Genomic DNA, 26,463 nt, shown 5'->3' with positions numbered 1-26,463 from the left:
CGACAGAAGCAGTGGTGCCTATGTGGACAACCGAGCTGCCGGCGTCGTACGTCTTTTTGGACCGGAGGTCAGCTGGCGGCAGCGGCGGTGGCAGGCGCCAGCGCCGGAGCGGCCACGGGCGCGGAAGGGGCAGCCGAAACGGTGCTTCCCTTGGCATCCCGGGAGTCGGTCCGATAGAAACCGGAGCCCTTGAAGACCACACCCACGCTGTTAAATTTCTTGCGCAAGGCGCCCTGGCACTCCGGGCATGAAGTCAGGGTGCTGTCGGTAAACGACTGGAAAACGTCGAAGGCGTGGCCGCAATCCTTGCAGGCGTAAGCATAAGTGGGCACTGGTGATCCTCCTCGGGGGCAAACGAGAGGTCCTGTGCTGCGCTGAGCGGAAACCGTCCATTAGCAGTCGCAGGGCCTGAGTGCCAATTCTATCACCCCCGGAAAGCAGCCCTCCGTCAGGCCGGGTCCGGCAGCCGGATCAAACCTGAGGGCGTGAGCGCAGCCGGAACCCTCCGGTCAAAGTCTTCGGCGGGAATGCTTCCGGCCGGGAGCAGTTCGGAATCGAAGACGATGGCCGCAAACGGGATCTGAAGGCCGTCCCCGGCCAGGGAGCCCAGCAGGACGTCGTAGTAGCCGCCGCCCTGGCCTATGCGGTTGCCGTCCCTGTCCACGGCCGTGGCGGGGATGAAGAGTGCAGCAACGGACGCCATGATGCCGAGGTCAAGGCGCGGTCCGGCAGGTTCCAGCACCGGGGCATAGCGGCTGCGGACAAACTCGACGCCGGGGGTCCAGTACGTCCAGCTCAGCCGGCGGGCGAGCTCGCAGACAGGGAGTAGGACGCTGTGGCCAAGCCGGTGAAGTTCGCTGATCAGGGGCAGCGTGGGCGGCTCCGGGACCACGCCCAGGTAGGCGCAAAAGGTCGACGGCGTCCCACCGGTGAGCTGTTCAGCCCAGGCAACGCCGTGGACGGCCAGGGCGGCGCCTGCCGCGTCGCGTTGTGTGGGGTCCGTCGCGGTGCGGCGCGCACGATGGCGTGCGCGGATGTCCGCCTTGGCTTCGCTGCTGCCTTGGGACATGCCGCTCCTTCTTTGCCGTTCGGGGTGGCCGTTGCCGCGTCTGCGCCGCGCTGGCCAGGAGCCACCAATAATTACTGAATGGTCAGCCCCTCCGTTAGATTAGTCCAGTGACTACCACTCAGCAGACAGTACGCAAGGCCGTTATTCCCGCTGCCGGCCTCGGCACCAGGTTCCTGCCGGCCACAAAAGCCATGCCCAAGGAAATGCTCCCGGTGGTGGACAAGCCGGCCATCCAGTACGTGGTTGAAGAGGCTGTCAACGTTGGCCTCAATGACATCCTGATGATCACGGGACGGAACAAGCGTGCCCTGGAGGACCACTTCGACAGGGTTCCTTCGTTGGAGGACACCCTGGAAGCCAAGGGCGACCTGGCCAAACTTGAGTCCATCCAGGCAGCCAGCAACCTCGGTGACATCCACTACGTCCGCCAGGGTGACCCCAACGGCCTGGGCCACGCAGTACTGCGTGCAAAGCAGCACGTCGGCAACGAACCGTTCGCAGTCCTCCTGGGCGACGACCTGATCGATGCCCGGGACGAACTCCTCAGCACCATGATCGAAGTCCAGTCCAAGACCGGCGGATCCGTGGTGGCCCTCATCGAAGTGGAACCCTCCCAGATCAGTGCCTACGGTTGTGCCGACGTGCAGGAGATCGACGGTGAAAGCTACGTCAGGATCAATAAGCTCGTCGAAAAGCCCAGCGTGGACGAGGCGCCCTCAAACCTGGCCGTCATTGGCCGCTACGTCCTCCACCCCGCAGTTTTTGACGTACTCGAGCACACGGGCCCCGGCCGGGGCGGGGAAATCCAGCTGACCGACGCCCTGCAGGAACTGGCAGCCGGCGACGGTGACGGCTACGGAGTTTACGGCGTGGTCTTCCGCGGCCGCCGCTACGACACCGGCGACAAGCTCAGCTACCTCAAGGCCTGCGTCCAGCTCGCCATTGACAGCGACGACCTCGGCCCAGGCCTGCGGGAATGGCTGCCGGGCTTCACGGCCGGCCTCGCTAAATAACTGCCGTGCGCCCCGGACCCATCTGGCCCGTAACACTCGAATGCGGCGACCTGATCCTGCGCCCCATCCGGTACCGGGATAAGAAGGAATGGACCCAGGTCCGTGGGCGCAACAGCGAGTGGCTAGCGCCCTGGGAAGCATCCAACCCGGCACCCGGCGGTGCGCTGCCTGACTACCGGCAGATGGTGCGGTCCTTGAAAATCCAGGCCGCCCAGGGGACGGCTTTGCCGTTCCTGATCACTGAGCGCACGCCCAGGTCGGCCGCCCCGGTCATCGTTGGCCAGCTGACTGTGTCCTCGATTGTGTGGGGTTCGGCCATGATGGCCACGCTGGGGTACTGGGTTGACCAGGCGCGCGCGGGTCACGGCATCGCGCCCACGGCGGTGGCAATGGCCACTGACCATTGTTTCCAGGCAATGGGCCTGCACCGGATGGAGATCAACATCCGGCCCGAGAATGGCCCCAGCCTGCGCGTGGTTGAGAAGCTGGGCTTCCGCGACGAAGGATACCGTCCACGCTTCCTTCACATCAACGGGGAGTGGGCGGACCACCGGTCCTTCGCGCTGACCGCTGACGAGGTCCCGGAGGGGCTGCTCGCCCCGTGGCTCGCGTCCCGGTCCTGACCCGCCGGACCTGAACCGGCCATGGGTACTTCCAAGGTCATAAATCCAATGAATTGCCACGTTGCCGGCGACACACCGTGGCTAATGCCGGGGCGGCTGCCCTAATGCTCATACGGTTTTGATTGTGGACTTCCCCCTAAGCAGCTCAGTGATCCTTGTGGTTGCCGTTGTGCTCTGGATCGTATGGGTTGCGCCCTACGTTCTGCGGAACCGCCGGCACCAGGCCCAGGCCGCTGGCGACTTCCTGGCGGACGTACCAGCCATTGAATCATCGGACCCGAGAGCCGGGACGGTAATGAACATCGCCGCCCAGCAGGAGAAAGCCATGGAGATCAGGAAGAGCCCCGAAACCGCCACGGAAACGTCCGGCAACGCGACGACGCGCGGCGCGTTCCGGATCCGCTATGGCAGGACAGGGATCGCCCTCGTTGGTGTCCTGGCGTTGCTGACCGCCTTTGTTTCGGGTGTTCTCCTGCCGTTCGGAATCGGAAGCGTGCTCTTGCCGGTCGCCGGCCTTGCCGTCACCGTCGCGGCTGTCTTCGTGCTGCGCTTCCTGGCCGTGCGTGACCGCAAGGCCAAAGTGAACGCCGCGTTCCGTTCCGCGATGAGCGCCCCCGTGCGGCGTCAGGGATCTGCCGCCACGGACACTGAAGCCCGTCCCGCCGCCCGGCCTGAAAGCCGGCTCTTTGACGCCGAGGCCCACCAGCCCAAGCCGAAGCCAAAGCCCCTGACCGCGATGGAGCTCCGGGAAGCCGCACTGGCTGTTGCCGTTGCCGCCGGAGATGCCAGCGCCGCCGCCGCGTCGCTGGCGCCGGCCGACACAACCTGGGAACCGGTGGACGTGCCAAAGCCGGTCTACGTTGAGGCCGCCAAGGCCGAGCGCCCGGCTCCCCAGCCGCTTGATCTTCCCGAGGCGCCCAAAGCCGTCGGCAAGCCGTCCCTGAAACAGGGCGTTCCCGCAGCCACGCCCGCCGCGCCTGCCACCAAGCCCCTCACCAAGGCGCAGAGCGCCCTGAGCAACCTCGACGACGTCCTGCAGCGCCGCCGCGCCTGATAAGTCACCAAGTCCGCCAAAGCAGAAACCAGCTGTCAGTCCGGGTGCGGAGTGTCAATTCGCAATGCGGGACGAAAATTTGTAGCCTAAGGTCACCGGTACCGCCGTTCCTCCCGGGGACGCGGACTATTCCGGGGCTATAGCTCAGTTGGTAGAGCGCTTCGTTCGCATCGAAGAGGTCAGGAGTTCGAATCTCCTTAGCTCCACCGCTTCCAAGCTTTACCATGACTGGATTGGACACCATCAATGAGTTTGATCCGGCTGAACGACGTGAACGTGAGCTTTGACAAAACCCAGGTTCTCCGCGAAGCCTTTTTCAAGCTTGAAGCCGGGGACAGGGTTGGCCTGATCGGCAAGAACGGCTCGGGCAAGTCCACTATCCTGAAGCTGATCCAGGGCCAGGTGGCTCCCGATTCCGGGACCGTCGCCGTCGAGCTCGGAACCAAGGCCGCCTACTTCTCCCAGTTCTCAGAGCTGAACGGCGGATCCACTATTGCGGAGGTCCTGGACGGGCTCTTCGCCCACGTGAAAGAGATCGAAGCCGAGCTGGCCGGCATCGATGCGGCCATCGCCGCCGATTCCTCGGACGCAGCACGGCTGGATGAACTCATCCACCGCCAGTCCGAACTCTTTGAGGCGATGGACCGGCTGGATGGCTGGGACTATCAGCGCAGCATCGATAAAGTACTCACCACCCTCGGCTTCACCGACCACCACCGCACCTGCGCCATCGACGAACTCTCCGGCGGCTGGCGGAACCGGGCCGCACTGGCAAAGATCCTGCTGGAAGCCCCGGACCTCCTCCTGCTTGATGAACCCACCAACTACCTTGACGTGGCCGGCGTCGAATGGCTCGAAGGCTGGTTCCGGACCTTCAAAGGCGCTGCGATCATCGTCTCGCACGACCGGAAGTTCCTGGACTCCGTTGTCACCCGGATCATCGAAGTGGAGAACTTCCACCTCCACGAATACCCGGGAAACTTCGCCGAATACGTGGTGGCGAAGCAGTTCAAGCTCAAGAGCCTGGAGAGCCAGTTCGTTCACGAGTCCGAGCTGCTGGCCTTCGAGGCCGAAGGCATCTCCGACCGGCGGGAAGCGGCCAAGGCGGCCGGCAAGGGACTGGCAAACCAGCTGGCCAGGATAAAGAAGTCCCGGGCGCCCCGGCCCGTGGACCAGATCATCACGGAGATATACGGCGGCCTGTACGTCAAGGATGTCCTGTGCCGGGTGGAATCCCTGAGCAAGGCCTACGGCGGCAGGACGCTGTTCAGCGGCCTCAGTTTCGAGATCGGGCGCGGCAACCGCATCGCCGTCATCGGATCCAACGGCAGCGGGAAGACGACGCTGCTCCGGGCGCTCACCGGCGAAGAGCCGGCCGATTCAGGCAGCGTGGCCTGGGCCAAGGGCGCCGGAATGGTCTCCTACAACCAGGTGCTGGAGGAACTGGACGACGACGACACGGTCACCCATGCGGTCAACGCGATGCCTGACAGCCTGGCCCTGACGGCGACGAAGAAGTCAGTGAACAGGTTCCTGGCTATGTTCCAGTTCTCCGAAGCTGATCTGAAGCAGAAGATCGGCAACCTCTCAGGCGGCCAGCGTGCCCGCGTGGCCATGGCCCAATGCCTGCTCTCGGGCGCCTCGGTGCTGCTGCTGGATGAGCCCACCAACCACCTGGACCTCTCCAGCACCCAGGTTATGGAGCGTGCCCTGCTCCATTTCCCGGGGGCAGTGGTGGTGGTCAGCCACGACCGATTCTTCACCGACAAGATTGCCAACCGCCGGCTGGTATTCAGCGCTGCAGCCTCGGGCCACGGGAGTGTGGAACTCCACGTCGCCTGAGGCTCCGGGGAGCCTGAGGGCGACGCACCGCCGCCAGCCCTAAAGCCCTACAGCCAGCCTTTCCTCTTGAAAATGGCGTACATCAGGCCTGCGGTGCCGGCCATCAGCGCGATGGCCATCGGGTAGCCAAGGGACCAGTGGAGTTCGGGCATGTGGTCGAAGTTCATTCCGTAGACGCCGGCGACGAGGGAAGGCGCAAAGAAGGTCGCCGCCCAGGAGGAGATCTTCTTGACCTGTTCGTTCTGTTCGGCGCTGGCCTCGTTCTGCCGGTTGGCGGTCAGCGTTCCGTCCAGCGTGAGGGCGTTCTGCAGTAGGTCGCGGAAAGAATCCGCTCGCGAGATGACCCGCTCCACGTGGTCCTCGACGTCCCGCAGGCTGTGCTGCAGTTCAGAGTCCACGCCGTACTTTTCAAAGCCACGCTTGAGCTGCTGCATCATGTCCGGCAGGGGATGGATGGCGCGCTGGAACTGGATGACTTCGCGGGCCAGTTCATAGATGCGGCGGGAGACGGTGGTGTCCCCGCTGAAGAGCTGGTCCTCGATCTCGTCAATGTCGTTTTCCAGCCCGGCCACCACCGGTGCGTAGTCGTCCACCACAAGGTCCAGCAGAGCGTAGAGAACGGCTTCCGGGCCGTGCCGGAGCAGGTCGGGGCGGCCTTCAAGGCGCCGCCTGACCCGGGCAACGCCGGCCATTTCGGCGTGGCGGATGGTGACCACGAAATTCCGGCCGGTGAAGATGTGCAGCTCGCCGAACTCCACGGTCTCGGTGGCGTCCAGGTACCGCGCCGGGCGCAGCACCGTAAAAAGATTGTCCTCGTAGCGTTCAAGCTTGGGCCGCTGGTGCGCCGAGATGGCGTCCTCCACCGCCAGGGCGTGCAGCCCGAATTCGGTGGCAACGGCCGTCATTTCCGCCGCCGTGGGCCGGTACAGCCCGATCCACGCCATGCCCCCGTGCTCCGAGAGCGTTTCGAAGGTCTGTTCCAGGCTCTCCGGCTCCGCGCTGCGTACGCCGTCCACGTAGACGGCATTGTCGATGATGGTCACGTCAGGACATTGCCCCGATGATCGCGCCGGCCACCGTCATGGCGAGCAGATCGTGTCCGGAATCGATCAGCGTGACAGCCGTGGGACGGCCCGCGAACCCGTCATGGATGACGTGCCCGCCGGCGCGGAACACCAGCGCGAGCACCAGGGCGAACCCGCCGCCCGCCACAGCGTTGTCGAGGCCCAGTTTGCTGATCAGGACAGCCAGCAGGACGGCGGTCAAGGCAGCGGCAACCATCATGGGAACCCAGATTCCCGCGCCGCCGCTGATGTTCTTGAGGTCCTCTTCAGTCTTTCCGATGGCGGCCATCCACCGCTTGCCCAACACGGCCGGCATGTACCAGACAAAGCCGATGGCCATGCTCGAGATGAAGGCCAGCGCCACGGCGAGCCAGTTGATCTGTGAAATATGCGAAAGCCAATCCATGCTCGAATCCTAACTGCCTACAGGGGGCCCGCCGCCGCGCTCGGTCAATTGCTTGGGCCGTGTTGGGGTGCCGGGCACGGCCTGTGCGAGGCGCCTGATCAGGGGTTCGGTCCGGTAAGGAATATGGGTGTGGAGAGCCAGGACAGTTTCGGTTCGGATGACGCCCTTGATGCGGAGGATCTGGCGGAGGGCGGACTGCAGGTTGTGCGTATCGGTGGCCACCACACGGCACCACACGTCACCTCGCCCCGAGATCTCATGCACCTCCAGGACCTGGGGGAGCAGTCGGAGGGCGCCCACAACTCCGTCCAGTTCCCGGTGCGTCACTTCGATCGTGACGAAGGCGACGACGTCGTACCCCACGGCCTCGAGGTCGATCTCGCGGCCGCCGTCGTGCAGCACTCCGGCCCGGAGCAGGCGCCGGACCCGCGACTGCGCTGTGTTGCGCGCAATCCCCAGCGCCTCGGCTAACTCGCCGATCTGGATGCGGGGATCGTGAATGAGTTCCAGGAGGACCTTCAGGTCAGTGGGATCAAGGGTAGGCAAACTGTCACTTTCAGTTATTGGCGCCGTAAAGAATTGCGTATCTTGCTCAATTGTTCCACGAACTAACGCCCGATCAGTCAGCCCTGAAGCATTCTGTAGGTATCAATTCCCACCAGGGGCGGCTTCCCACAAGGACCTCCCGCCCCGGTCGACGCCAAGGCAGCGCCAATGACAGTCTTCAGTGAACTCCGCATGCGTCCGGCCACCGCCGGGCGTCAGGGCTGGGATGCATCCACCACCGCACGGCTGGTGATGGCCGGCGCCGTCATCTTCACTTTGCTGGTCGGTGCGAACCTGGCCACGCCCCTGTATCCGCTGCTCCAGGCAAACCTTGGCCTCTCGGCACTCGGCGTCACGGCGGCCTTTGCCAGCTATGTCCTGGCCCTGGTGGCAACGCTGATGCTGGCCGGGCACTGGTCGGACCACATCGGCCGGCGGGCGGCGCTCATCCTGGCTGTACTCGCCGGACTGGCGGGCAGCTGGGTCTTCTCGCAGGCCGAAAACCTCGTGGCGCTCTCTGCCGGACGGGCCCTTCAGGGTGTGGCCGTTGCCCTGGCCACGGGTGCCAGCGCAGCCGCACTGCGGGAACTGCTCCCGACCCGGCCGGAGTGGGCCACCCGTTTCACCCTTCTGGCGACGGCGGGAGGCGTGGCAGCCGGTCCGGTCATCGGCGGCCTGCTGTCGCTGCTGCCGGGGCCCACCACCGCCCCGTACTACGTTCACTCGCTCGTCCTGGCGGCAATGCTGGTGCCGCTGTACCTGCTTCAGGCCCGGCCGGCCATCAAGCCTCCGGTTGGCCGTCGGCCCGTCCTGGTCCTGGCTCCCCGCCGGCCTTCGGTGTCCACCGAGGCGCGGGGCGCTTTCTGGCTTGCGGCCGCCGTCGGATTCCTCAGCTTCTCCGTCTTTGGATTTTGCCTGTCGCTGGCACCGGCCTATTTCGCCCCGATCATTCAGACCGATTCACGGCCGTTGATCGGCGCCCTGGCCGGGATGACGCTCGCCGCCTCCGCGCTGAGCCAGGTACTGTCCGTGCGGGGACGCTTTGTGGTGCCCGCGGGGCTGGCGGTCCTGGGAGCCTCGGTGCTGCTCTTGGCTGCAGCGGCCGCCTGGAGCAGTCCGCTGCTGCTGGCCGCCGCCAGCGTCTGCGCGGGGCTGGGCCAGGGGGTCGCCTTCCGCACGGTCTTCAATGATGTGGCCGCCAAGGTGGAATCGTCACAGCACGCCCAGGTCATCAGCACCGTTTATGTCATCACGTACCTGGGCAGCGCCGTGCCGGTCATTGGACTGGGCTGGGCCACAGCGGTGTTCGGGCTGCCGACGGCGGTCACGGGCTTCGTAGTGCTGTGCAGCGCCGCCGCACTGGCGCTGTCCGCCGTCACGCTTCGGACAGCGCTGCAGCGGACAGCCTAGTCCGGCAGCGGGCCGTGGTTCCCCTGGATGTGCTCAAAGACGAGGGTGGTCTCGGTGTGGCCCACCACGGGGTCGGTGGCGAGATTGTCCAGGACCCAGTCCCGCAGGTCCTCGGTGCTGGCAACGGCGATGTGCAGCAGGTAGTCCACGGAGCCTGACGTGTGGAAGGTGGAGAGGACCGCGGGCAGGTGCGGAACGCGGGCTGTAAAGCGGTCGATCTGGTCCCTGTCGTGGGCCCGCAACCGGACGGCCACGAGCGCCTGGACGGACCTGCCGATGGCCGAGAGGCTGAGCTTCGCCTCAAATCCCTGGACAATGCCACGTTCGGATAATGCGCGGGTCCGCATGAGCGCGGTGGACGGTGCAATGCCCACGAGTTCTGCCAACTGCTTGTTGGAGATCCGTGCATCGTCCACCAAGGCGGCCAGAAGCCGTTCATCGATGGCATCCAGCGGCTCAAAGTGGCTGGCCGGCCGGATGCTTTTTGGGTTGCTGCTCATGGAATCTCCTTGAATGTCCGTCAGTTCATCCTAGACGCCGGATTCCTGTTGATCACCCCGGAATTCAACCATCCCTGCCGAACAATCGCCAGACACACTTGCCACTTAATGGCGGATAGTTCTACGGCCGCGCGGCTTCCGCCCGCCCTTGTGTGGCGGCCCGTGCGGTTTCGTCGTTCCCCCGCGGATGTACGACGGCGACTGTCACCGCCGTGATGCACGCCAGGGCCATGATTGCCACGGCAAGCGCCGTCCAGCCCAGGGACTGGAACACCAGTCCGCCGGCCCAGCCGATGACGCTCGAGCCCAGGTAATAGGCCAGGTTGTAGAGCGACGACGCCTGGGCGCGGCCCGTGGTGGCGATGCTTCCGGTCCAGCCTGCACCGATGCTGTGGGCCGCGAAGAAGCCGCCTGTGAAGAGCACCAGGCCGGCAAGGATCAGGGCGAGCAGCTGCGTGAGCGTCAGCGCCAGCCCGGCCACCATCAGGGCGATGCCAGCTAGCAGCACATTCCTGCGGCCAAACCTGGCCGTCAACCCGCCGGCCCAGCGGGAAGAGAACGTTCCGGAAAGGTACGCCAGGAAGATCAGGCTGATCAGGGTGGCAGGCAGCGTGAAAGGCTCAGCGGACAGCCGGAAGCCGAGGTAGTTGTAGACGGCCACAAACCCGCCCATCATGAAGAAGGCCTGGATGTAGAGCGCCAGCAGCCGGGGATTGCGCACATGCCCGCCGAGCGTCGCCATGGCACCGCGCAGCCCGGCGGCCTTGGCGGCGGTGAACCCTTTCGCCTTCGGGACCAGGACCAGGAAGAGCACAGCGGCGACTGTTGCCAGCAGGGAAACCGCCAGTGCGGCTGTGCGCCAACCCCACAACTCACCTGCCGGGCCTGCCACCAGCCGGCCGGCCAGCCCGCCCAGCGTTGTGCCGGCAACGTAGCTGCCTGCGGCCATGGCCGCATGGGCCCTGTTCACTTCCTCGTTCAGGTAGGCGATGGCGATGGCCGGGATCCCGCCCAGTGCCATTCCCTCAAGCAGCCGCAAGGTAAGCAGGGCGCCGAAAGTGGGGGCGAGCGGTACCAGCAAGCCCAGGATGGTGGCGGCGGAGATTCCCCATGCCATGGCCTTGACCCTGCCGATCCTGTCCGCGAGGAAGGACCACGGAATGACGGTGATGGCCAGGCCCACGGTGGCCAGTGAAATGGTCAACGCGGCCTCTGCCGCGGTCACCTTCAGGTCTGCAGCCAGGAGCGGCAAGACCGCCTGGGTGGAGTACAGCTGGGCGAACGTTGCCACGCCCGCGAAGGCCAGGCCGGCCAGGATCTTGTTGTAGGCGGCGGAGCCTTTGGGATGTCCCGCCCAGTCACCCTGCGGTGGGCTGCAGGTTCCTGGGGCTGCGGCATTCTGTGGCATAGCTCAAGGGTAGGCTTCTGGAATATATGCTTCCAATGCATGTTTTAGCTATGATTGATATCAAGAATGCAACGTTTGGAAGAGTTGAGCCAATGCACGCCGACCACAAGCAGCTGGTGAAGCTCCTGCCGCTGCTCCCCATCCTGGCTGAACTGGGCCGGACCCAGCACGTCACGGAAACGGCCGAGCTCCTTGGAGTACCCCAGTCCACGGTGAGCCGGGCACTGTCCCGGGCCAGCGCCGTCGTCGGAACCGAACTGCTGATCCGGGACGGACGGGGCATCCGCCTCACAGCGGCCGCCAGGACGCTGCTGCCGTACATCGAGTCGGCCCTGACCGAATTCCAGGCCGGACTGGACCTGGTCCGGCACGAGTCGGACGTGGTGCGGGGAAAAGTGTCACTCTCCTTTCAGCACACGTTCGGCGAGGCCACCCTGCCCCTGCTCATCAGTGCCTTCCGCAGCCGCCACCCGGAGGCCGGTTTCATCCTCAGCCAGGGGGCGCGGGACATATGTCTCTCGGAGCTCGCCTCGGGCCAGGCGGACCTGGCACTGACCGCCCCCGTTCCGGCGGCAAGCAGCACTATCTCCTCGGCGTCGCTTTACCGTGAGCCCCTCCGGCTGGTGGTTCACCACGGCCACCCGCTGGCCGGACGGGACAGCGTCAGGATGCAGGACATCCGCCGGGACCCCTTCGTGGCGCTGGAGCCGGGGTACGGCATGCGGTCACTGACCGATGCGCTGTTCCGCGAGGCAGGCTTCCGGCCGCGGATCGCCTTCGAAAGCCAGGACACCCACACCGCCCGTGGATTGGTCGCCGCGGGCCTTGGCGTCAGCATCCTGCCGCCCGGCGGCAATGCACCGGGGCGCCACATCAGCCCGGAAACAGGCAACCTGGGCTGGGTTGAACTTGCCTTGGAATCCGGCCTGGCGTTCCGCGAAATCGGGCTGGGCTGGCGCCTGCGGAAACCCGGCCCCGACGCCGAGCCCGATCCTGTCCGCTTCTTCCGGGAGATGGTCCTGCAAGAGGGTCCCCGGTTACTGGCGGGGCTGGTGGCCGCCCGTTCAGGGAGCGGATAGGGCGCCACGGCGTTGAGACACGACGGCGTCCCGCGGCCCGGCAGCGATTCGCCGGCAGCGTTTCAGTAGGCTGGGGGACGTGACTGACAGCGAGCACCCCCAAACCACAACTTCCGGACACCACCCGTTGGGCGGCGCCGCGTCCGCGGCCGCTCCGGGTCCCCTCGCGGGGGTAATCATCGGCCTGGACATCGGCGGTACAAAGACCCGCGGCGTCAGGTTTGAGGACGGGGTTGCCGTGGCCGACGAGTCCGCCGGCAGTTCCAACGTCCAGAACGTCAGCCGCGAACAGGCGGCACTGAACCTCGCGGATCTCTTCTCCCGGATCGGCGGCGGCCAGGTGGCCCAGGTGTATGCCGGGGCCGGTGGCATAGATACCGACGACGACGCTGCGGCCCTTGCCGCGCTGATCGAACCCCATGTTCCGGGAGCCAAAGTCACGGTGGTCCACGATTCACGGCTGCTGCTGGCCGCGGGCGGCGCCACTACCGGCGTGGCCGTGATCGCAGGAACCGGCTCCGCAGCCTGGGGAAGGAACGCCGCCGGCGACGAGGCCCGGGCCGGCGGCTGGGGCTACCTGCTCGGTGACGAAGGCAGCGGCTACTGGCTCGGCCGTGAGGCGGTCCGGCACAGCCTGAGCCGGATGAACCAGGGACTCCCGGCGGACCAGCTGACTGCTGCGCTGCTCGCCGCGTGCGGAGTGGACCACCCCAACAGGCTGATTGCGCTCTTCCATTCCCCGGACACCGGCCGCCGGTTCTGGGCCCAGCAGGCACGCCTGGTGGTGGACGCGGCAGCGGCGGGCCACACGGTCAGCCAGGAGCTGCTGGACCAGGCCGGCAAGGACCTTGCCGGCCTGGCCGCGCAGGCCCTGCGGAAGCTTGGAATCGACGGCCCGGTAATTCTCGGCAGCGGGCTGGGCATGAACGTGATCCCGCTGCAGGACTCTTTCCGGAGCCACCTGGCCGCCGCCGGCGTCACCGATGTCCGTGTCCTGGACCAGGACCCTGTGTTTGGCGTCCTGAAGCTGGTCTCGGAAGCGTCAGGGGCCCACTGACCGCTTCCGGGGTGCCAGCCTGACGGCCGGCATGATGGGGGCGGGGATGCGTCCGGCTTCTGCGCCCGCATCCGGGCCGTGCCCTTCAACCAGCCCGTAGCGGGCTCCGCGGGCAGCAGCGTCAGGCAGTGCGGCCTGGGCTTCCCAGTCCGCACGGGCCTGCTCCACTTCGTCGTGCGTGCGGCCCACGAAGTTCCACCACATCAGCAGTTCCTCCTGGAAAGGCTCCCCGCCGATCAGGAGGAACCGTGTGCCGGGCAGGGCCTGGAACTCCAGCGCCGAACGCCCCGTGCCCAGGTAGCCCAGCGGCCCGGGCGGGACCTCCTGCCCGTCCAGCGTCAGCCCGCCGTCGAGCACCAGGACGGCATGCTCAAAGCGAGCGTTCAGCGGCAGGACGGCCAGGCCCTCGCAGGAGACGTCTGCTCCGATGATGGGGGAGTACATCGTGGCCGGTGACACCGCTCCGGCGAAGTCGCCCACCATCACCGTCGCCGTGAAACCCGGCCCCGTCACAGAGGGCAGTTCCCGGTGCTGCTCGAACGCGGGTTCGCGCTGGCGTTCAGCGTCCGGCAGCGCCACCCAGAGCTGCAGGCCGCGCTGCACGGGCAGCGGCGCGCCGGCGTCGGAATCCGGCAGGACGGCAAACTCGGAGTGGGACACCCCGTGCCCGGCGGTCATGATGTTCAGCTCGCCCGGCCGGACCACCACGTCGCTGCCCACGCTGTCCCGGTGCCGGACGTTCCCCGCAAGCGGCCATGTCACCGTCTGCAGGCCGGTGTGCGGGTGGGGGAGCACGGACATTGCAGTGCGGTCCGGACCGAAACTGTCCAGGAAACACCAGGCCCCGATGGTGGGCAGGCCGCGCTGCGGGAGTGTGCGCCGGACGTTCATGGCCCGCACGCCGCCCAGCGGAACCTCCCGTTCGGGCCAGAGCTGCAGGCAAGGGCCGGATGAGCTTTCAGGGCCTGCGGGCGGACAAAGTTCCTGTTGGGGAGCCACCTCCAAGTTGGTCACAGTCCAACTCTAGGCGCGGGCAGGGTCAGGCGTAAGCGCAGCACGGCACGCGGTGATCGGCGGGACCCATCCGCGCGGGGTTGTACAACGAATGATTACAGTAGGGATTCTCTTGCCCGGATTGCCTGCTGATCCGGTTACGCTGGCAACGGATTGCGTTACCGTAAATATCAGTGAGCTTATGACCCAACACTGTCCGATGCCGTCCAACAGAACAGGTAAGTCCGGGAATGGACCAAGCCATGATTGAGTTCCAGAGCGTCACCAAGCAGTATCAGGGCGGGCAGCCCGCTGTGGACCAGCTCACCATGTCCATCGAAAGGGGCTCCATCACCGTTTTTGTAGGGCCGTCCGGCTGCGGCAAGACCACCTCGCTGCGGATGATCAACCGCATGGTGGAACCGACGTCCGGCGTGATCACCGTGGACGGGCGGGACGTGACCTCGGTTCCTGCCGCGGAGCTGAGACGGTCCATGGGCTACGTTATGCAGTCCTCCGGGCTGATGCCGCACCGTTCCGTGCTGGACAACATCGCCACCGTGCCCCGGCTCAACGGCGCTTCCAAGGCTGAGGCCCGCAAGCGCGCAACGGAACTGCTCGACGTCGTCGGGCTGGCTTCCGCGCTCGGGAAGCGGTACCCGTCCCAGCTCTCCGGCGGCCAGCAGCAGCGCGTCGGTGTAGCCCGGGCGCTCGCCGCCGATCCACCTGTCCTGCTGATGGACGAACCGTTCAGCGCCGTTGACCCAGTGGTGCGTGACGAACTGCAGCAGGAACTCCTGAGGCTGCAGAAGGACCTCGCAAAAACCATCGTTTTCGTCACACACGATATCGACGAGGCGACCATCCTCGGCGACAAGGTGGCCGTTCTCGCCGTCGGCGGCAAGCTGGCCCAGTACGCCACGCCCGAGGAAATCCTCCGGGCCCCGGCCAATGATTTTGTGGCGTCCTTCGTGGGGAGGGACCGCGGCTTCCGCCACCTGGGGTTCACCACGTCCGACGCCGTGAGCATCCATCCGGTGCCGACGCTCGTCATGAGTGCCGGCCGGTTCGCCGGCGACCCCGCTGCGGTGACCGGCTGGCAGCTCGTGGTGGATCCGGACATGCGCCCCCTGGGCTGGGCAGGGCCGGGGACGGACTCAGAGCTGATCCCGGGCGGGTCACTCTTCCGGCCCGGCGAGACCCTGCGGCGGGCACTGGACTCGGCCCTTTCGTCCCCTTCCGGCCAAGGTGTGGCGGTGGACGGCGAAGGCAAGGTCCTGGGAACCGTCAGGGCACAGGACGTCCTAAGTGTCATTGAAGAAGCCCGCCAGGTCAGGCAGGCTGCGCTCTGATGGAGTGGTTCCTGGCAAACAGCGGCATGGTCATGGGACTGGCAGGCCAGCACCTGGTCCTTGCCCTCATTCCGATGGTCCTGGGGCTGCTTATTTCCATTCCGCTGGCGCACCTGGCCCGTGTCCATCCCGCGCTGCGGTCCGTGGTGGTGACCGCAAGTTCATTGCTGTACACCATCCCCTCGCTTGCACTGTTCATCATCCTGCCCTCGATTCTGGGCACGCGGATCCTGGACCCCATCAATGTCATTGTCGCGCTGAGCATCTACGCTATGGCACTGCTGGTCCGTGCAGCCCTTGACGCGTTTGATTCCGTGGAGGAGGACCTGCGGCAGGCCGCAGCCGCCATGGGCTACCAGCCCTGGCGCCGCTTTATCGAAGTCGACCTGCCGCTGTCCCTTCCGGTCCTGTTTGCCGGGCTGCGGGTGGTTTCCGTCAGCAACATCTCGCTGGTGAGCGTCGCGGCACTCCTGGGCGTGGGGAACCTGGGCATGCTGTTCACCGATGGACTCCAACGGAACTTCGTCACCGAAGTGGTGGTGGGGATCATCGCCATCCTGCTGCTCGCGCTGCTGATGGACGGTGTGCTGGTCCTCCTCGAACGGCTGCTGACGCCGTGGACCCGGGCCGCCAAGGCGTCCGGGCCGTCCGTTCCTGTTAGCGCCGGCTACCTGGCGGAGGCCAACGTCCACGCGGGGGCTGCACGATGAGTAATATTTTGACGGACACCCTGGCCTGGATTGCCGATCCCCTTCACTGGACCGGCAGTTCCGGCATCCCGGTCCGGCTGCTGGAGCACCTCCAGTACAGCGGTCTGGTGCTGGTGATTGCCGCTGCCATCGCAGTTCCTGCAGGGCTCTACATCGGGCACACGGGCCGCGGGCGCGTGGTGGCCGTTGCCGTAGCCGGGGCGCTGCGGGCCCTGCCTACCCTGGGCCTGCTGGTCCTCTTCGCCCTGCTGGCCGGAAGCAGCCTGATGCCCCCGGTCTGGGCCCTGGTGATCCTCACCGTGCCGCCGCTCCTCGCAGGAACGTACGCCGGAATTTCGAGTGTGGACAGCGCTGTGGTGGACGCTGCACGGGCAGTGGGTATGACTGAACTGCAGATCCTGTTCCGGGTGGAAGTGCCCAACGGGCTGCAGGTCATGTTCGGTGGCCTCCGCACCGCCGTCCTGCAGGTCATCGCCACGGTTTCAGTCGTTGCGTACCTGCCGCTGGGCGGACTGGGCCGCTACCTTTTTGACGGGTTGGTCCTGCAGGACTTCCCGCGGATGCTTGCCGGGTCCCTGCTGATTGCAGGGCTGGCCATCCTTGTTGACCTCATCCTGGCCGCGGTGCAAAGAGTCCTTCTTTCGCCGGGCCTTAAAACCGATCTGCGCGGTGGCCAGAAGGTCACCGCCGATCTCCCAGTTGCCGCGCCTGCGCCAGCTGCTGTTCAAGGAGGCACCCCATGAAAGAGAACACCAGGACAATCCTTACCCGCCGGACACTGGCTGGCATGGCTGCAGGCGTCGGCCTTGCCGTCGCGCTCTCGGCCTGCGGCGGCGGCGACCCGCTGGCCACCCCCAGCACCACTGCAGGAAGCGGTGGCGCGGGCGGGGGATCGCTGACCGTCGGCTCGGCTGACTTCCCGGAAAGCCAGATCGTGGCTGAGATCTACGCCGGCGCACTGACCGCCGCCGGCATCACGGCGACCACCAAGCCCAATATCGGCTCACGTGAGATCTACTTCAAGGCTGTCCAGGACGGCTCCGTGGACGTTGTGCCCGAGTACTCGGGGAACCTGCTCACCCATGTTGATCCCGAAGCTGCCGAGGTGTCGGCAGACGATGTCTATGCGGCCCTTCCGGACAAGCTCCCTGAGGGGCTGGCGGTCCTGGAGGCTTCCGAGGCTGAGAACAAGGACGCCATGGTGGTCACCAAGGCCACCGCGGAAAAGTACCAGCTGAAGACCATCGAAGACCTGGCCAAGGTATGCAAGGACCTGACCATGGCGGCGCCCGCCACGTTCGAGACTCGGCCCTACGGATTCCCCGGCCTTAAGGAAAATTACGGCTGCGAGCTCAAGGCCCTCAAACCCTTCAGCGACGGCGGCGGCAACCTGACCCTGCAGGCACTGCTGACCGACGACGTCCAGGTGGCTGACATCTACACCACCACTCCGTCCATCGCGGACAACGACCTGGTGGTGCTGGAGGACCCCAAGAACAACTTCAAGGCCCAGCAGGTCCTGCCGCTCTACAACAAGGCAAACATGACCGACCAGGCCAAGGACGCCCTGAACGCAGTATCGAAGGCCCTGACCACCGAGGATCTGGTGATCCTTAACCGGGCAGTCAGCGGCAGCCAGAAGCAGAACCCGAAGGACGCTGCCGCCACCTGGTTGAAGGACAAGGGCATCGTCAAGTAGCGACTGACCCCTTGAGGTAAATTACGACGGCGGCTGCCGGACCCACGCGGGCCGGCAGCCGCCGTCGTCCTTGTGTGCGAGGTCTCAACGGAAGTACATCCGTCATATGGCATATTTGATGGATGGCAGAATTCAAGCAGTCCACCAAGCTTCACAACGTCCTTTACGACATCCGTGGACCGATTCTTCAGGCCGCCCAGCAGATGGAGGCGGAGGGTCACCGGATCCTCAAACTGAACATCGGAAACCCTGCGCCGTTTGGATTTGAAGCCCCGGACGCGATCCTGGTGGACATGATCCGCCATCTGCCCCATGCCCAGGGTTACAGCGACTCCCGGGGCATCTTCTCGGCCCGGACCGCGGTCTCCCAGTACTACCAGACCCGCGGAATCCAGAACATCCATGTGGACGACATCTACTTGGGCAACGGCGTCAGCGAACTAATTACCATGTCCCTCATGGCGCTGCTCAACGACGGCGATGAGGTGCTGATCCCTACGCCGGACTACCCGCTGTGGACCGCTTCCGTTGCCCTTGCGAGCGGGAAGCCCGTGCACTACCTCTGCGATGAGGAATCAGGCTGGCAGCCGGACCTTGAGGATCTTGAAGCCAAGATCACGCCGCGCACCAAGGGCATCGTGGTGATCAACCCCAACAACCCCACGGGCGCGGTCTATCCGGAAGAGACGCTGAAGAAGATCGTGGCGCTGGCCGAGAAGCACGGCCTGATCCTTTTCGCCGATGAAATCTACGAAAAGATCCTGTACGAAGACGCCGTGCACATCAACATGGCCGCGCTGACGGGCGACGACGTCCTTTGCCTCACCTTCAGTGGGCTGTCCAAGGCCTACCGCGTCTGCGGCTACCGCGCCGGCTGGATGGCCATCTCGGGCCCGAAGAAGGATGCCTCGGATTATCTGGAGGGCATCAGCCTCCTGGCCAACATGCGCCTCTGTGCCAACGTGCCCGCCCAGCACGCCATCCAGACCGCGCTCGGCGGCTACCAGAGCATCAATGACCTCATCCTGCCCGGCGGCAGGCTGCTGGAACAACGGAACAAGGCCTACGACATGCTCAACGCGATCCCGGGTGTGAGCACGCAGCAGGCCCGTGGCGCGCTGTACCTGTTCCCGCGCCTGGATCCGGAAGTCTTCCACATCCGTGATGACGAGAAATTTGTCCTGGACCTGCTGAAGGAGCAGAAAATCCTGGTGTCACACGGCCGGGCGTTCAACTGGGTCCGGCCTGACCACTTCCGCATGGTCACGCTGCCGAACGTCAAGGACATTGAAGAAGCGATCGGACGCATGGGGGACTTCCTTAGCCGGTACCAGGGGAACTAGCCTGTGGTGACGCGCCTTCCGGCGCGTGGAACCTTGGGAAGGACCCCGATGGCCGACTTGGTTGAGTTCAAGCAGCACCCCGTCGATACGCTGAGGGTGGGGAAAGGCTTCTCGTTGGCCGACGCCGACCCTGACGCGACGCCCGGTTACAAGGGCAACAAAGCCGATGGCCAGACAATTCTGGCTGAACTGGACGGCGCGTTGGCCGAACTTCAGGAAAAGCTGTTCGCGGCCTCGCGCTTCGGCGGGAAAAAACGGCTTCTGCTGATCCTGCAGGCCATGGACACCGCGGGCAAGGGCGGAATTGTCAACCATGTCATGGCCACCATGGATCCGCAGGGCGTCCAGTTCAAGGCTTTCAAGGCGCCCACCGAGGAAGAGAAGTCCTATGACTTCCTCTGGCGGATCGAGAAGGAGGTGCCTGGAGCGGGCATGGTGGGCATCTTCGACCGCTCCCACTATGAGGACGTCCTGATCCACCGGGTTCATAACTGGGCGACGCCTGCCGAACTTAGGCGCCGCTACCGGGCCATCAATGAGTTCGAGGCGCGCCAGACCGATGCCGGAACCAAAATCATCAAGGTGATGCTCTATATCAGCAAGGATGAACAGAAGGCCCGGCTCCTTGCCCGGCTGGACAACCCCGCCAAGCACTGGAAATACAGCAGCAGTGACCTCAAGGAGCGGGCGTTCTGGGGCGACTACATGGGGGCCTACCAGGCTGCCTTCGACGAGACCAACACGGAAGCGGCACCCTGGCATGTGGTTCCGGCCAACAAAAAATGGTACGCGAGGATCGCGGTGCAGCAGTTGGTGCTGGGCGCGCTGTCTGACATGAAGCTGGAATGGCCCAAAGCCGAGTTCGATGTCCCCATCGAACGGGAATTGGTTGAACGGTCCTGACCTGTTTGGGGCGGGTTGTTCCGAGGGGTAGGCCCGCACTGGGTGGTCAGAGGGTCGGTCAGAGCGGCTGGTCGCGGGCGGCAGCGAGCCGCTTGCGGGCGCCTTCCAGCCACTCCTCGCAGCGTTTTGCCAGGGCTTCGCCGCGTTCCCAGAGTGCCAGGGATTCCTCGAGGCTGGCGCCGCCCGCCTCAAGCTTCCCCACCACCTGCACCAGCTGTTCGCGGGCTTCCTCATAGCTCAGTGCTTGGATTTCCGGGTCAGGCTTTGTTTCGGGCATGTGCTTCTCCTTGTTGAAGTTCCCCAGTGGACGTGGCGCCGAACAGGCCCTGTGCCACGCGTACGGACAACGCAGTTCCCGACGGCGCCTCCGAAGGGTCGCGGACCACGGCGTGCCCGGCGGCGTCAGTGGCACGGGCCGGCCGGCCGTTGGCCAGTTCGACCACGGCATAGCCGCGGTCCAGCGTCTTTTGTGGTGACAGGGCACGGACCTGGGCCTGCAGGTGAACTAGCTGGTCAGCTGCCCGTACCACCGTTGAACTGACAGCGGCCGATGATCTCCGCAGGAGGCGTTCGATTTCCTCCGCTCGTCCGGTGACCATGGCTTCCGGGGTGGCCAGAACAGGCCGGGAATGGAGTGCGGACAACCGGTCCGATTCCCTGTCCACGAGCCTGCCGATGCTCCTGCGCAGGTGCTCCCGTGCCTGGCGCACGCCCGCCAGTTCCTCGGCAACGTCAGGCACGATCCGCTTGGCCGCATCAGTGGGCGTCGACGCGCGCAGGTCCGCCACGTCGTCGAGAAGGGGACGGTCCGCCTCATGTCCGATGGCGCTGACCACCGGGGTGGCCGTGGCCGCGACAGCACGGATCAGTTCCTCGCTGTTGAAAGGCAGCAGGTCCTCCAGGGCTCCGCCGCCCCGGGCGATGACAATGACGTCCACGTCGGGGCGGTTGTCCAGTTCCTGCAGGGCGCGGATAATTTGCGAGACCGCAGTGTTGCCCTGGACCGCCACTTCCCGGATCTCGAATTCAACTGCGGGCCAGCGGAGTGCGGCGTTTTGGACGACGTCTTTCTTGGCGTCGGAGTCCCGTCCGGTGATCAGGCCGATACGGTGGGGGAGCAGCGGCAGTGGTTTCTTCCGTGAATCGGCGAACAGTCCCTCGGCGGAGAGGGCCTGGCGCAACCGTTCGATCCGCGCGAGCAGGTCGCCAAGCCCTACAGGCCTGATGTCCCTGACCTGCATGTTGAGCCGCCCGGTCTTCAGCCAGAACTCCGGCTTGAGCAGGGCCACCACGCGGGATCCGCGCTCCAGGGGCATGTTCTGCCGGTCCAGAACCTTGGTCCAGACCGACGCCGGCAGGGAAACTTCCGCGTCCACGTCCCGGAGGGTGAGGTACGCGTTACCGCCGCGGCGGTTCATTTCGATGACCTGGCCTTCGACCCATGCGGACGGTGTGCGGTCGATATGGGCTTTGAGTTTCTGGGACAGCAACTGCAGTGGCCATGGATTGTCCGGGCTGGTCTCAGCGGCCGTGGCGGGCAGCGTGGTGGCAGCTGTGCCCGGCAGCGCAGCCTGTTCAGACATGTCCGCTGCCCCGGGAAGCTGTGGGTGGCGGCATGGCGGTCCTTTGTTCGGCAGGTGGCGGTTCGTGTTTGAATGGCGGCTGTCAGTTAACGGACTGCCGTCAGTGAGCTGGCGGTTGCCATTCAACCTTATCCATAAGCTGTATCACCCGAGACTGACATTCTTTGTCCAGACACCAGCCCTATGATGGCTGTGCTGCCGCCAACCCGTGAGGACCCGTTTTGCGCACCTTCGTTTCAGCCATCGCCGTCGTCGTGGGCGTTTTGCTGTCCGCCCTGGCCGTACCCGCCATCTGGCTTGACCGCAACGTGGTTCAGGAGGATGGCTATGTGGCCCTGGCCGCTCCCCTGGGGCAGGACGCAGAATTCCAGCAGCGGCTCGCCGCGGCCGCTGTGGGCACCATCGATACAGGGGCCATCCCGGACGCCCTGGCAGGTCTGGTCACGCCAGTGCTTGAGGCGGCTGCCGGTTCCCTCACAGCCTTGCCCGGATACCCGGCGGCCTGGGAGGAAACACTACGGAAGAGCCACCGGCTCAGCTTCGCCGCACCCGCATCGGTTCCCGCCGAACCTGACTCCCCGTCGTCGCTTACGTTGGACGTGGCACCCCTGGTGGCGCTGGCGACGGAGGAGCTCGCACGCACCACCGGACTCCCGCTGACTGCGCCGGAGCAGACGCTGGTCAACGTCGGAGAGCCTGAGCAGCGCCAAATGGTCGAGAGGGTGTCCGCCTACGCGCCGCTCGGCTACTCCCTTGCCATCGGAGCGGGAATCGCCTTTGCGTTGGCCCTGGTTTCCGCCCGCCGTCGCTGGTCAGTGGTTTTCGCTGTGGGACTTGCGGCGCTGGTACTGGCCGGTCTGTGGTCTGCCGGCTCGCAACTCGCGAGGGATGCCGTTGTGGGGGCGGCGAGCGGCAATGGGCTTTCGGATATGTTCAAAGATGCGTTTGTGGAGGCCGCTTCCAGTAGCTTCCAATCCTGGGTAGGTGGTGCAGCGATAACCGGCGGTGTGCTGGTTGCGGCGGCCCTTGTGATCCGGATCGCCTCGCCGGGGCGGCGGCCCCAACCCGGTAGCATGGAGGGATGACTTCCTCAGCTGTGTCCCTCTCGATGCCAACTGTCCCGCGCAGGCGGCGCTCGCCTGAGGACGTAGCCGCCGCGGCTCCGGTGACCGGTCCCAAAAAGGTACTCTTGGCTGCGCCCCGCGGCTATTGCGCCGGTGTGGACCGAGCCGTGATCGCCGTCGAGAAGGCCTTGGAACACTACGGTCCGCCGGTTTACGTCCGGAAGCAGATCGTGCACAACGTCCACGTGGTGAGCTCGCTGGAGGCACAGGGCGCCATCTTCGTCGATGAGACGGATGAGGTCCCGGAAGGCGCCCTGGTGATCTTTTCCGCCCACGGCGTATCCCCGGCCGTCGTCCAGTCAGCCGAAGACCGCGGGCTGCGCACCATTGATGCCACCTGCCCGTTGGTGACGAAGGTTCATAAGGAAGCCGTGAGGTTCGCCAAAGACGACTTCGACATCCTGCTGATCGGCCATGACGGTCACGAAGAAGTTGAGGGCACCGCCGGCGAAGCCCCGGAACACATCCAGATCATTAACGGTCCGCATGAAGTGGACAAGGTAACCGTCAGGGATCCGGAAAAGGTCATCTGGCTGTCCCAGACCACCCTCAGCGTGGACGAGACCATGGAAACGGTCCGCCTGCTGAAGGATCGGTTCCCCACCCTGCAGGATCCGCCCAGCGACGACATCTGCTACGCCACCACCAACCGTCAGGTGGCCATCAAGAAGATCTCCCCCCAGGCTGACCTGGTCATTGTGGTGGGATCGGCCAACTCCTCGAACTCGGTCCGCCTAGTGGAAGTCGCGCTGGAGTACGGTGCCAAGGCCTCCTACCGTGTGGACTTCGCCAACGAAGTGGACGAGGCGTGGTTTGAAGGCGTGGCAACGGTCGGAGTCACGTCAGGGGCTTCTGTGCCGGAGATCCTGGTCACGGACGTCCTGCGCCTGCTGGCCGACTACGGCTATGGCTCCGTGGAAGAAGTTGTCACGGCCGAAGAAGACCTCCTTTTCTCGTTGCCCAAGGAGCTCCGCGCAACCCTGAAGGAAGCCGGAGACGTCAGCCGGGCGCTCGGGGGACGCCGGTCCCGCGACTGACAGGCCGCCGCCGGCCATGCGTCAGGCGGCGGCTTCGTCCTGCTGAAACTCCGGGGCCGCCAACGAACGCGGCGTGACCTCGAGTGCCGGCGGGGTGAGCAGCCCGGATTCATCCATGGCATTGAGCTTCCGTGCGGTGGGCAGGATCCGCGCTTCCAGGGTGCCGATCAGGGCGTTGTACCGGTCCACCGAGGACTTCAGGGACGAACCCAGCTTGCCCACGTTTTCGCCGAGCGTTCCCATGCGTTCGTACAGCTGGCGGGCGAGGTCGAACAGTTCGCGCGCACTGTCCGTCAGCACATCCTGGCGCCACGTGAAAGCCACCGATTTTAGCACTGCGAGCAGCGTACTTGGCGAGGCGAGCACCACATTCCTCGAGAGCGCATGGTCCAGCAGCGTCGCATCGGCCGTCAAAGCGGCGGCCAGGATGGATTCGGCCGGCAGGAAGCAGATCACCAGCTCGGGGGAGTTCCCGGGGATGTCCCAATACTTCTTGTTGCTGAGCGCGTCCACGTGTGCCCGCAGCGCCTTGGCGTGGGCAGCCAGCAGGGATGGCTGGCTGCCGGGGTTCCCTGCTGTGCCCGAATCCTGACGCGCACCCAGCTCCTGGGCCTCCAGGTAGGAGGACAACGGCACCTTGGCGTCCACCACCAGCTGTTTCTGGCCCGGAAGCTGGACCACGAGGTCGGGGCGGACCGCTGAATCATTTCCGGCGCTGTGGACCTGCTCCAGGAAATCCACGTGCTTGAGCATCCCCGATGCTTCAACCACGCGGCGCAATTGAACCTCGCCCCACTGTCCACGAGCACTATTGGAGCGCAGGGCAGACTCGAGGGCGTGTGTGGACCGGATCAGCTGGGCATCAGACAGCCTGGCCTCCTGCAGCTGTTGCGCCAGCTGGCCGTACTGTTCCAGGCGGTCGCGTTCCAGCAGTGCCACCTGCTGCTGCACCGCGGTCAGCTTTTCCGCCACCGGGGCAAGTGCCCGGAGCACACTCCCGTCCTGGTTGCGGGACTCGCCGAGCTCCCGGTTCTGCAGGGAAAGGAGGCGGCGCTCCGCGTCCGCGGCGGCGAACTGGGCGCTGACCTCGGAAAGGCGGGACGAGACGGCGTCGAAGTCTTCCTCCAGGGCACGACTGTGCCGGCGCAGGGAAAAGTAGGCGGCGGCGGCGCCGGCGACGGCACCCACCAGCAGCATCAACAGGGCAAGAATCAGGGCTAAAGCATCCATATCCTCACTGTGGCATGACCCTGTGACAATTTACGGAACCGACATATTCGGCCACCCCTTCCACCAAGGTGCCGACACCGCGGGGGACCGGCTGGGGCCCGTGCGTCCGGCAACCGGTAGAATCAATGCTCGTGGCTCTTACTATTGGCATCGTCGGACTGCCCAACGTCGGCAAATCAACTCTTTTCAACGCACTGACCCGGAACCAGGTGCTGGCTGCGAACTATCCGTTCGCTACCATCGAACCCAATGTCGGCGTCGTGAACCTGCCGGATCCCCGGCTCCAGCAGCTGGCTGACATCTTTGGCTCGCAGCGGCTCCTTCCCGCCCCGGTGTCCTTCGTGGACATCGCCGGCATCGTGAAAGGCGCATCGGAGGGCGAAGGCCTGGGCAACAAGTTCCTTGCCAACATCCGTGAGGCCGAGGCCATCGTCCAGGTTGTCCGGGTGTTTGATGATCCCGACGTCATCCACGTCGACGGCAAAGTGGATCCCCGCTCTGATATGGAAACCATCAACACCGAGCTGATCCTGGCTGACCTTCAGACCATTGAAAATGCCATTCCCCGGATCGAAAAAGAAGTCAAGATCAAGAAGCGGGAAGCCGCCGAGCTGGCAGCCATCAAGGCTGCACAGGCGGTCCTGGAACGCGGGGACACCATCTTCTCCTCGATCAAGAGTGACAAGCTGGAGATGGAGCACCTCAAGGAGCTCAGCCTCCTGACCGCGAAGCCGTTCATCTACGTCTTCAACGCCGACGAAGGCATCCTGGGCAGCCCGGAGAAGCAGGACGAGCTGCGGGCCATGGTGGCCCCGGCGGACGCCATCTTCCTGGATGCGAAGCTCGAATCCGACCTCGTGGAGCTGGACGAGGAGGAGGCGCGCGAAATGCTGGAAATGAACGGCCAGGATGAGTCCGGCCTCGACCAGCTGGCACGCGTGGGCTTCCACACCCTGGGCCTCCAGACCTACCTCACGGCCGGTCCGAAGGAAACACGCGCCTGGACCATCCACCAGGGCGACACCGCGCCGCAGGCAGCAGGCGTCATCCACAGCGACTTCCAGCGCGGCTTCATCAAGGCAGAAGTGGTTTCCTTCCATGACCTCATCGAGGCCGGTTCCATGGCGGAAGCCAAGTCCCGTGGCAAGGTACGCATTGAAGGCAAAGAGTACGTGATGGCTGACGGCGATGTAGTGGAGTTCCGCTTCAACGTCTAGCCCCATCTACGAGAATCGCGCCTTGGCACAGCCTGGGCGCGATTTTCGTGCACTCCTGGTGGCGTACTGGTACATAGTGCTGCCGATCGCGTTAGTCGGTTTTTGTGGCTCTCCTGACTCATCCGTGGGTGCTTTGAGCGCGCCTTAACTGACGCACGCCGCTTTCCGCCTAGGTTTCTGACTGTCTAAGGAACAGAAACT

Annotated in this window: 27 protein-coding genes and 1 tRNA gene; 17 read left to right on the top strand and 11 right to left on the bottom strand. The window is 65.2% G+C overall.

Annotated features, from left to right (window positions below):
• Positions 1 to 68 precede the first annotated feature (68 nt).
• Both ACVWY0_RS02000 and ACVWY0_RS01995 read right to left on the bottom strand, forming a co-directional pair.
• On the bottom strand, positions 69 to 332 hold the full coding sequence (locus ACVWY0_RS02000; RefSeq protein WP_485835223.1) for an FmdB family zinc ribbon protein: 264 nt from the start codon (positions 330 to 332) through the stop codon (positions 69 to 71).
• Positions 333 to 448: 116 nt separating this feature from the next.
• On the bottom strand, positions 449 to 1,069 hold the full coding sequence (locus ACVWY0_RS01995; RefSeq protein WP_485835222.1) for a 5-formyltetrahydrofolate cyclo-ligase: 621 nt from the start codon (positions 1,067 to 1,069) through the stop codon (positions 449 to 451).
• A gap of 107 nt (positions 1,070 to 1,176) precedes the next feature.
• Here ACVWY0_RS01995 and galU point away from each other — a divergent pair, with 107 nt between their 5' ends.
• The 5 genes from galU to ACVWY0_RS01970 all read left to right on the top strand — a co-directional run bounded on the left by galU (position 1,177) and on the right by ACVWY0_RS01970 (position 5,601).
• Positions 1,177 to 2,082, top strand: coding sequence for a UTP--glucose-1-phosphate uridylyltransferase GalU (gene galU, locus ACVWY0_RS01990; RefSeq protein ID WP_485835221.1), 906 nt, complete (start codon positions 1,177 to 1,179; stop codon positions 2,080 to 2,082).
• A gap of 5 nt (positions 2,083 to 2,087) precedes the next feature.
• A complete protein-coding gene (locus ACVWY0_RS01985) occupies positions 2,088 to 2,705 on the top strand; it encodes a GNAT family N-acetyltransferase (RefSeq protein WP_485835220.1) in 618 nt (205 codons plus the stop codon).
• Between the two features lie 148 nt (positions 2,706 to 2,853).
• The gene (locus ACVWY0_RS01980) at positions 2,854 to 3,759 is read left to right on the top strand and encodes a hypothetical protein (RefSeq protein WP_485835382.1); all 906 of its coding nucleotides are present in this window, start codon (positions 2,854 to 2,856) and stop codon (positions 3,757 to 3,759) included.
• A 133-nt stretch (positions 3,760 to 3,892) separates the two neighbouring features.
• Positions 3,893 to 3,965 (top strand) — tRNA-Ala (locus ACVWY0_RS01975).
• A 40-nt stretch (positions 3,966 to 4,005) separates the two neighbouring features.
• Positions 4,006 to 5,601: an ABC-F family ATP-binding cassette domain-containing protein gene (locus ACVWY0_RS01970; RefSeq protein ID WP_485835219.1), complete on the top strand. Its 1,596-nt coding sequence runs from the start codon at positions 4,006 to 4,008 to the stop codon at positions 5,599 to 5,601.
• A 47-nt stretch (positions 5,602 to 5,648) separates the two neighbouring features.
• Here ACVWY0_RS01970 and corA read toward each other — a convergent pair whose 3' ends face one another.
• From corA to ACVWY0_RS01955, 3 genes are read right to left on the bottom strand one after another with little or no spacing between them, the layout of a single operon-like run.
• A complete protein-coding gene (gene corA, locus ACVWY0_RS01965) occupies positions 5,649 to 6,644 on the bottom strand; it encodes a magnesium/cobalt transporter CorA (protein ID WP_485835218.1) in 996 nt (331 codons plus the stop codon).
• Position 6,645: 1 nt separating this feature from the next.
• A complete protein-coding gene (locus ACVWY0_RS01960; protein WP_485835217.1) occupies positions 6,646 to 7,071 on the bottom strand; it encodes a DUF1761 domain-containing protein in 426 nt (141 codons plus the stop codon).
• A gap of 9 nt (positions 7,072 to 7,080) precedes the next feature.
• On the bottom strand, positions 7,081 to 7,617 hold the full coding sequence (locus ACVWY0_RS01955; protein ID WP_485835216.1) for an Lrp/AsnC family transcriptional regulator: 537 nt from the start codon (positions 7,615 to 7,617) through the stop codon (positions 7,081 to 7,083).
• A 168-nt stretch (positions 7,618 to 7,785) separates the two neighbouring features.
• On the opposite strand from ACVWY0_RS01955, the gene ACVWY0_RS01950 reads away from it, so the two are divergent.
• Positions 7,786 to 9,027 carry an MFS transporter gene (locus ACVWY0_RS01950; RefSeq protein ID WP_485835215.1) on the top strand — a complete coding sequence of 414 codons (1,242 nt, stop codon included), beginning with the start codon at positions 7,786 to 7,788 and terminating at the stop codon, positions 9,025 to 9,027.
• Here the strand turns inward: ACVWY0_RS01950 and ACVWY0_RS01945 are convergent.
• Both ACVWY0_RS01945 and ACVWY0_RS01940 read right to left on the bottom strand, forming a co-directional pair.
• On the bottom strand, positions 9,024 to 9,527 hold the full coding sequence (locus ACVWY0_RS01945) for an Lrp/AsnC family transcriptional regulator (RefSeq protein ID WP_056344094.1): 504 nt from the start codon (positions 9,525 to 9,527) through the stop codon (positions 9,024 to 9,026). The genes ACVWY0_RS01950 and ACVWY0_RS01945 overlap by 4 nt on opposite strands.
• A gap of 121 nt (positions 9,528 to 9,648) precedes the next feature.
• On the bottom strand, positions 9,649 to 10,935 hold the full coding sequence (locus ACVWY0_RS01940; protein ID WP_485835214.1) for an MFS transporter: 1,287 nt from the start codon (positions 10,933 to 10,935) through the stop codon (positions 9,649 to 9,651).
• A gap of 92 nt (positions 10,936 to 11,027) precedes the next feature.
• Between ACVWY0_RS01940 and ACVWY0_RS01935 the strand changes: the two genes are divergently transcribed.
• Positions 11,028 to 12,014, top strand: a complete 987-nt coding sequence (locus tag ACVWY0_RS01935; protein WP_485835213.1) for a LysR substrate-binding domain-containing protein — start codon at positions 11,028 to 11,030, stop codon at positions 12,012 to 12,014.
• 127 nt (positions 12,015 to 12,141) lie between these two features.
• Positions 12,142 to 13,071 (top strand): N-acetylglucosamine kinase, encoded by a 930-nt coding sequence (locus ACVWY0_RS01930; RefSeq protein WP_485835381.1) that lies wholly within the window; start codon positions 12,142 to 12,144, stop codon positions 13,069 to 13,071.
• Here the strand turns inward: ACVWY0_RS01930 and ACVWY0_RS01925 are convergent.
• The gene (locus tag ACVWY0_RS01925; RefSeq protein ID WP_485835212.1) at positions 13,057 to 14,085 is read right to left on the bottom strand and encodes a pirin family protein; all 1,029 of its coding nucleotides are present in this window, start codon (positions 14,083 to 14,085) and stop codon (positions 13,057 to 13,059) included. The genes ACVWY0_RS01930 and ACVWY0_RS01925 overlap by 15 nt on opposite strands.
• 230 nt (positions 14,086 to 14,315) lie before the next feature.
• Here ACVWY0_RS01925 and ACVWY0_RS01920 point away from each other — a divergent pair, with 230 nt between their 5' ends.
• From ACVWY0_RS01920 to ACVWY0_RS01895, 6 genes are all read left to right on the top strand, one after another.
• The gene (locus ACVWY0_RS01920) at positions 14,316 to 15,416 is read left to right on the top strand and encodes an ABC transporter ATP-binding protein (protein ID WP_485835211.1); all 1,101 of its coding nucleotides are present in this window, start codon (positions 14,316 to 14,318) and stop codon (positions 15,414 to 15,416) included.
• Complete coding sequence (locus ACVWY0_RS01915) at positions 15,416 to 16,126, top strand: ABC transporter permease (protein ID WP_485835210.1); 711 nt, start codon at positions 15,416 to 15,418, stop codon at positions 16,124 to 16,126. The genes ACVWY0_RS01920 and ACVWY0_RS01915 overlap by 1 nt, the downstream gene beginning before the upstream one ends.
• Positions 16,123 to 16,869 (top strand): ABC transporter permease, encoded by a 747-nt coding sequence (locus ACVWY0_RS01910; protein WP_485835209.1) that lies wholly within the window; start codon positions 16,123 to 16,125, stop codon positions 16,867 to 16,869. The genes ACVWY0_RS01915 and ACVWY0_RS01910 overlap by 4 nt, the downstream gene beginning before the upstream one ends.
• The gene (locus ACVWY0_RS01905; protein ID WP_485835208.1) at positions 16,866 to 17,825 is read left to right on the top strand and encodes an ABC transporter substrate-binding protein; all 960 of its coding nucleotides are present in this window, start codon (positions 16,866 to 16,868) and stop codon (positions 17,823 to 17,825) included. The genes ACVWY0_RS01910 and ACVWY0_RS01905 overlap by 4 nt, the downstream gene beginning before the upstream one ends.
• A gap of 122 nt (positions 17,826 to 17,947) precedes the next feature.
• Complete coding sequence (locus ACVWY0_RS01900; protein ID WP_058931824.1) at positions 17,948 to 19,168, top strand: pyridoxal phosphate-dependent aminotransferase; 1,221 nt, start codon at positions 17,948 to 17,950, stop codon at positions 19,166 to 19,168.
• Positions 19,169 to 19,216: 48 nt separating this feature from the next.
• A complete protein-coding gene (locus ACVWY0_RS01895; RefSeq protein WP_485835207.1) occupies positions 19,217 to 20,071 on the top strand; it encodes a polyphosphate kinase 2 family protein in 855 nt (284 codons plus the stop codon).
• A 58-nt stretch (positions 20,072 to 20,129) separates the two neighbouring features.
• Here ACVWY0_RS01895 and ACVWY0_RS01890 read toward each other — a convergent pair whose 3' ends face one another.
• Positions 20,130 to 20,348: an exodeoxyribonuclease VII small subunit gene (locus tag ACVWY0_RS01890; protein WP_058931826.1), complete on the bottom strand. Its 219-nt coding sequence runs from the start codon at positions 20,346 to 20,348 to the stop codon at positions 20,130 to 20,132.
• The gene (xseA, locus tag ACVWY0_RS01885; RefSeq protein ID WP_485835206.1) at positions 20,329 to 21,654 is read right to left on the bottom strand and encodes an exodeoxyribonuclease VII large subunit; all 1,326 of its coding nucleotides are present in this window, start codon (positions 21,652 to 21,654) and stop codon (positions 20,329 to 20,331) included. The genes ACVWY0_RS01890 and xseA overlap by 20 nt, the downstream gene beginning before the upstream one ends.
• Positions 21,655 to 21,875: 221 nt before the next feature.
• On the opposite strand from xseA, the gene ACVWY0_RS01880 reads away from it, so the two are divergent.
• Entirely contained in the window at positions 21,876 to 22,739 is an 864-nt protein-coding gene (locus ACVWY0_RS01880) for a hypothetical protein (RefSeq protein WP_485835205.1), read from the top strand.
• Complete coding sequence (locus ACVWY0_RS01875) at positions 22,736 to 23,815, top strand: 4-hydroxy-3-methylbut-2-enyl diphosphate reductase (RefSeq protein ID WP_485835204.1); 1,080 nt, start codon at positions 22,736 to 22,738, stop codon at positions 23,813 to 23,815. Before ACVWY0_RS01880 ends, ACVWY0_RS01875 begins: the two co-directional genes overlap by 4 nt.
• A gap of 21 nt (positions 23,816 to 23,836) precedes the next feature.
• On the opposite strand, the gene ACVWY0_RS01870 is transcribed toward ACVWY0_RS01875, so the two are convergent.
• A complete protein-coding gene (locus ACVWY0_RS01870; RefSeq protein WP_485835203.1) occupies positions 23,837 to 25,045 on the bottom strand; it encodes a DNA recombination protein RmuC in 1,209 nt (402 codons plus the stop codon).
• A 131-nt stretch (positions 25,046 to 25,176) separates the two neighbouring features.
• On the opposite strand from ACVWY0_RS01870, the gene ychF reads away from it, so the two are divergent.
• Positions 25,177 to 26,262 (top strand): redox-regulated ATPase YchF, encoded by a 1,086-nt coding sequence (gene ychF / locus ACVWY0_RS01865; protein ID WP_485835202.1) that lies wholly within the window; start codon positions 25,177 to 25,179, stop codon positions 26,260 to 26,262.
• Positions 26,263 to 26,463 lie beyond the last annotated feature (201 nt).

This window comes from Arthrobacter sp. UYNi723 (assembly GCF_054057635.1).
This window is presented reverse-complemented; position numbering and strand designations above follow the sequence as displayed.

Coding starts and splice junctions, on each gene's coding strand:
- ACVWY0_RS01995 (WP_485835222.1), bottom strand. CDS start 1,069: ATGTCCCAAGGCAGCAGCGAAGCCAAGGCGGACATCCGCGCACGCCAT.
- ACVWY0_RS01970 (WP_485835219.1), top strand. CDS start 4,006: ATGAGTTTGATCCGGCTGAACGACGTGAACGTGAGCTTTGACAAAACC.
- ACVWY0_RS01960 (WP_485835217.1), bottom strand. CDS start 7,071: ATGGATTGGCTTTCGCATATTTCACAGATCAACTGGCTCGCCGTGGCG.
- ACVWY0_RS01950 (WP_485835215.1), top strand. CDS start 7,786: ATGACAGTCTTCAGTGAACTCCGCATGCGTCCGGCCACCGCCGGGCGT.
- ACVWY0_RS01945 (WP_056344094.1), bottom strand. CDS start 9,527: ATGAGCAGCAACCCAAAAAGCATCCGGCCGGCCAGCCACTTTGAGCCG.
- ACVWY0_RS01940 (WP_485835214.1), bottom strand. CDS start 10,935: ATGCCACAGAATGCCGCAGCCCCAGGAACCTGCAGCCCACCGCAGGGT.
- ACVWY0_RS01935 (WP_485835213.1), top strand. CDS start 11,028: ATGCACGCCGACCACAAGCAGCTGGTGAAGCTCCTGCCGCTGCTCCCC.
- ACVWY0_RS01920 (WP_485835211.1), top strand. CDS start 14,316: ATGGACCAAGCCATGATTGAGTTCCAGAGCGTCACCAAGCAGTATCAG.
- ACVWY0_RS01915 (WP_485835210.1), top strand. CDS start 15,416: ATGGAGTGGTTCCTGGCAAACAGCGGCATGGTCATGGGACTGGCAGGC.
- ACVWY0_RS01910 (WP_485835209.1), top strand. CDS start 16,123: ATGAGTAATATTTTGACGGACACCCTGGCCTGGATTGCCGATCCCCTT.
- ACVWY0_RS01905 (WP_485835208.1), top strand. CDS start 16,866: ATGAAAGAGAACACCAGGACAATCCTTACCCGCCGGACACTGGCTGGC.
- ACVWY0_RS01900 (WP_058931824.1), top strand. CDS start 17,948: ATGGCAGAATTCAAGCAGTCCACCAAGCTTCACAACGTCCTTTACGAC.
- ACVWY0_RS01895 (WP_485835207.1), top strand. CDS start 19,217: ATGGCCGACTTGGTTGAGTTCAAGCAGCACCCCGTCGATACGCTGAGG.
- ACVWY0_RS01890 (WP_058931826.1), bottom strand. CDS start 20,348: ATGCCCGAAACAAAGCCTGACCCGGAAATCCAAGCACTGAGCTATGAG.
- xseA (WP_485835206.1), bottom strand. CDS start 21,654: ATGTCTGAACAGGCTGCGCTGCCGGGCACAGCTGCCACCACGCTGCCC.
- ACVWY0_RS01875 (WP_485835204.1), top strand. CDS start 22,736: ATGACTTCCTCAGCTGTGTCCCTCTCGATGCCAACTGTCCCGCGCAGG.
- ACVWY0_RS01870 (WP_485835203.1), bottom strand. CDS start 25,045: ATGGATGCTTTAGCCCTGATTCTTGCCCTGTTGATGCTGCTGGTGGGT.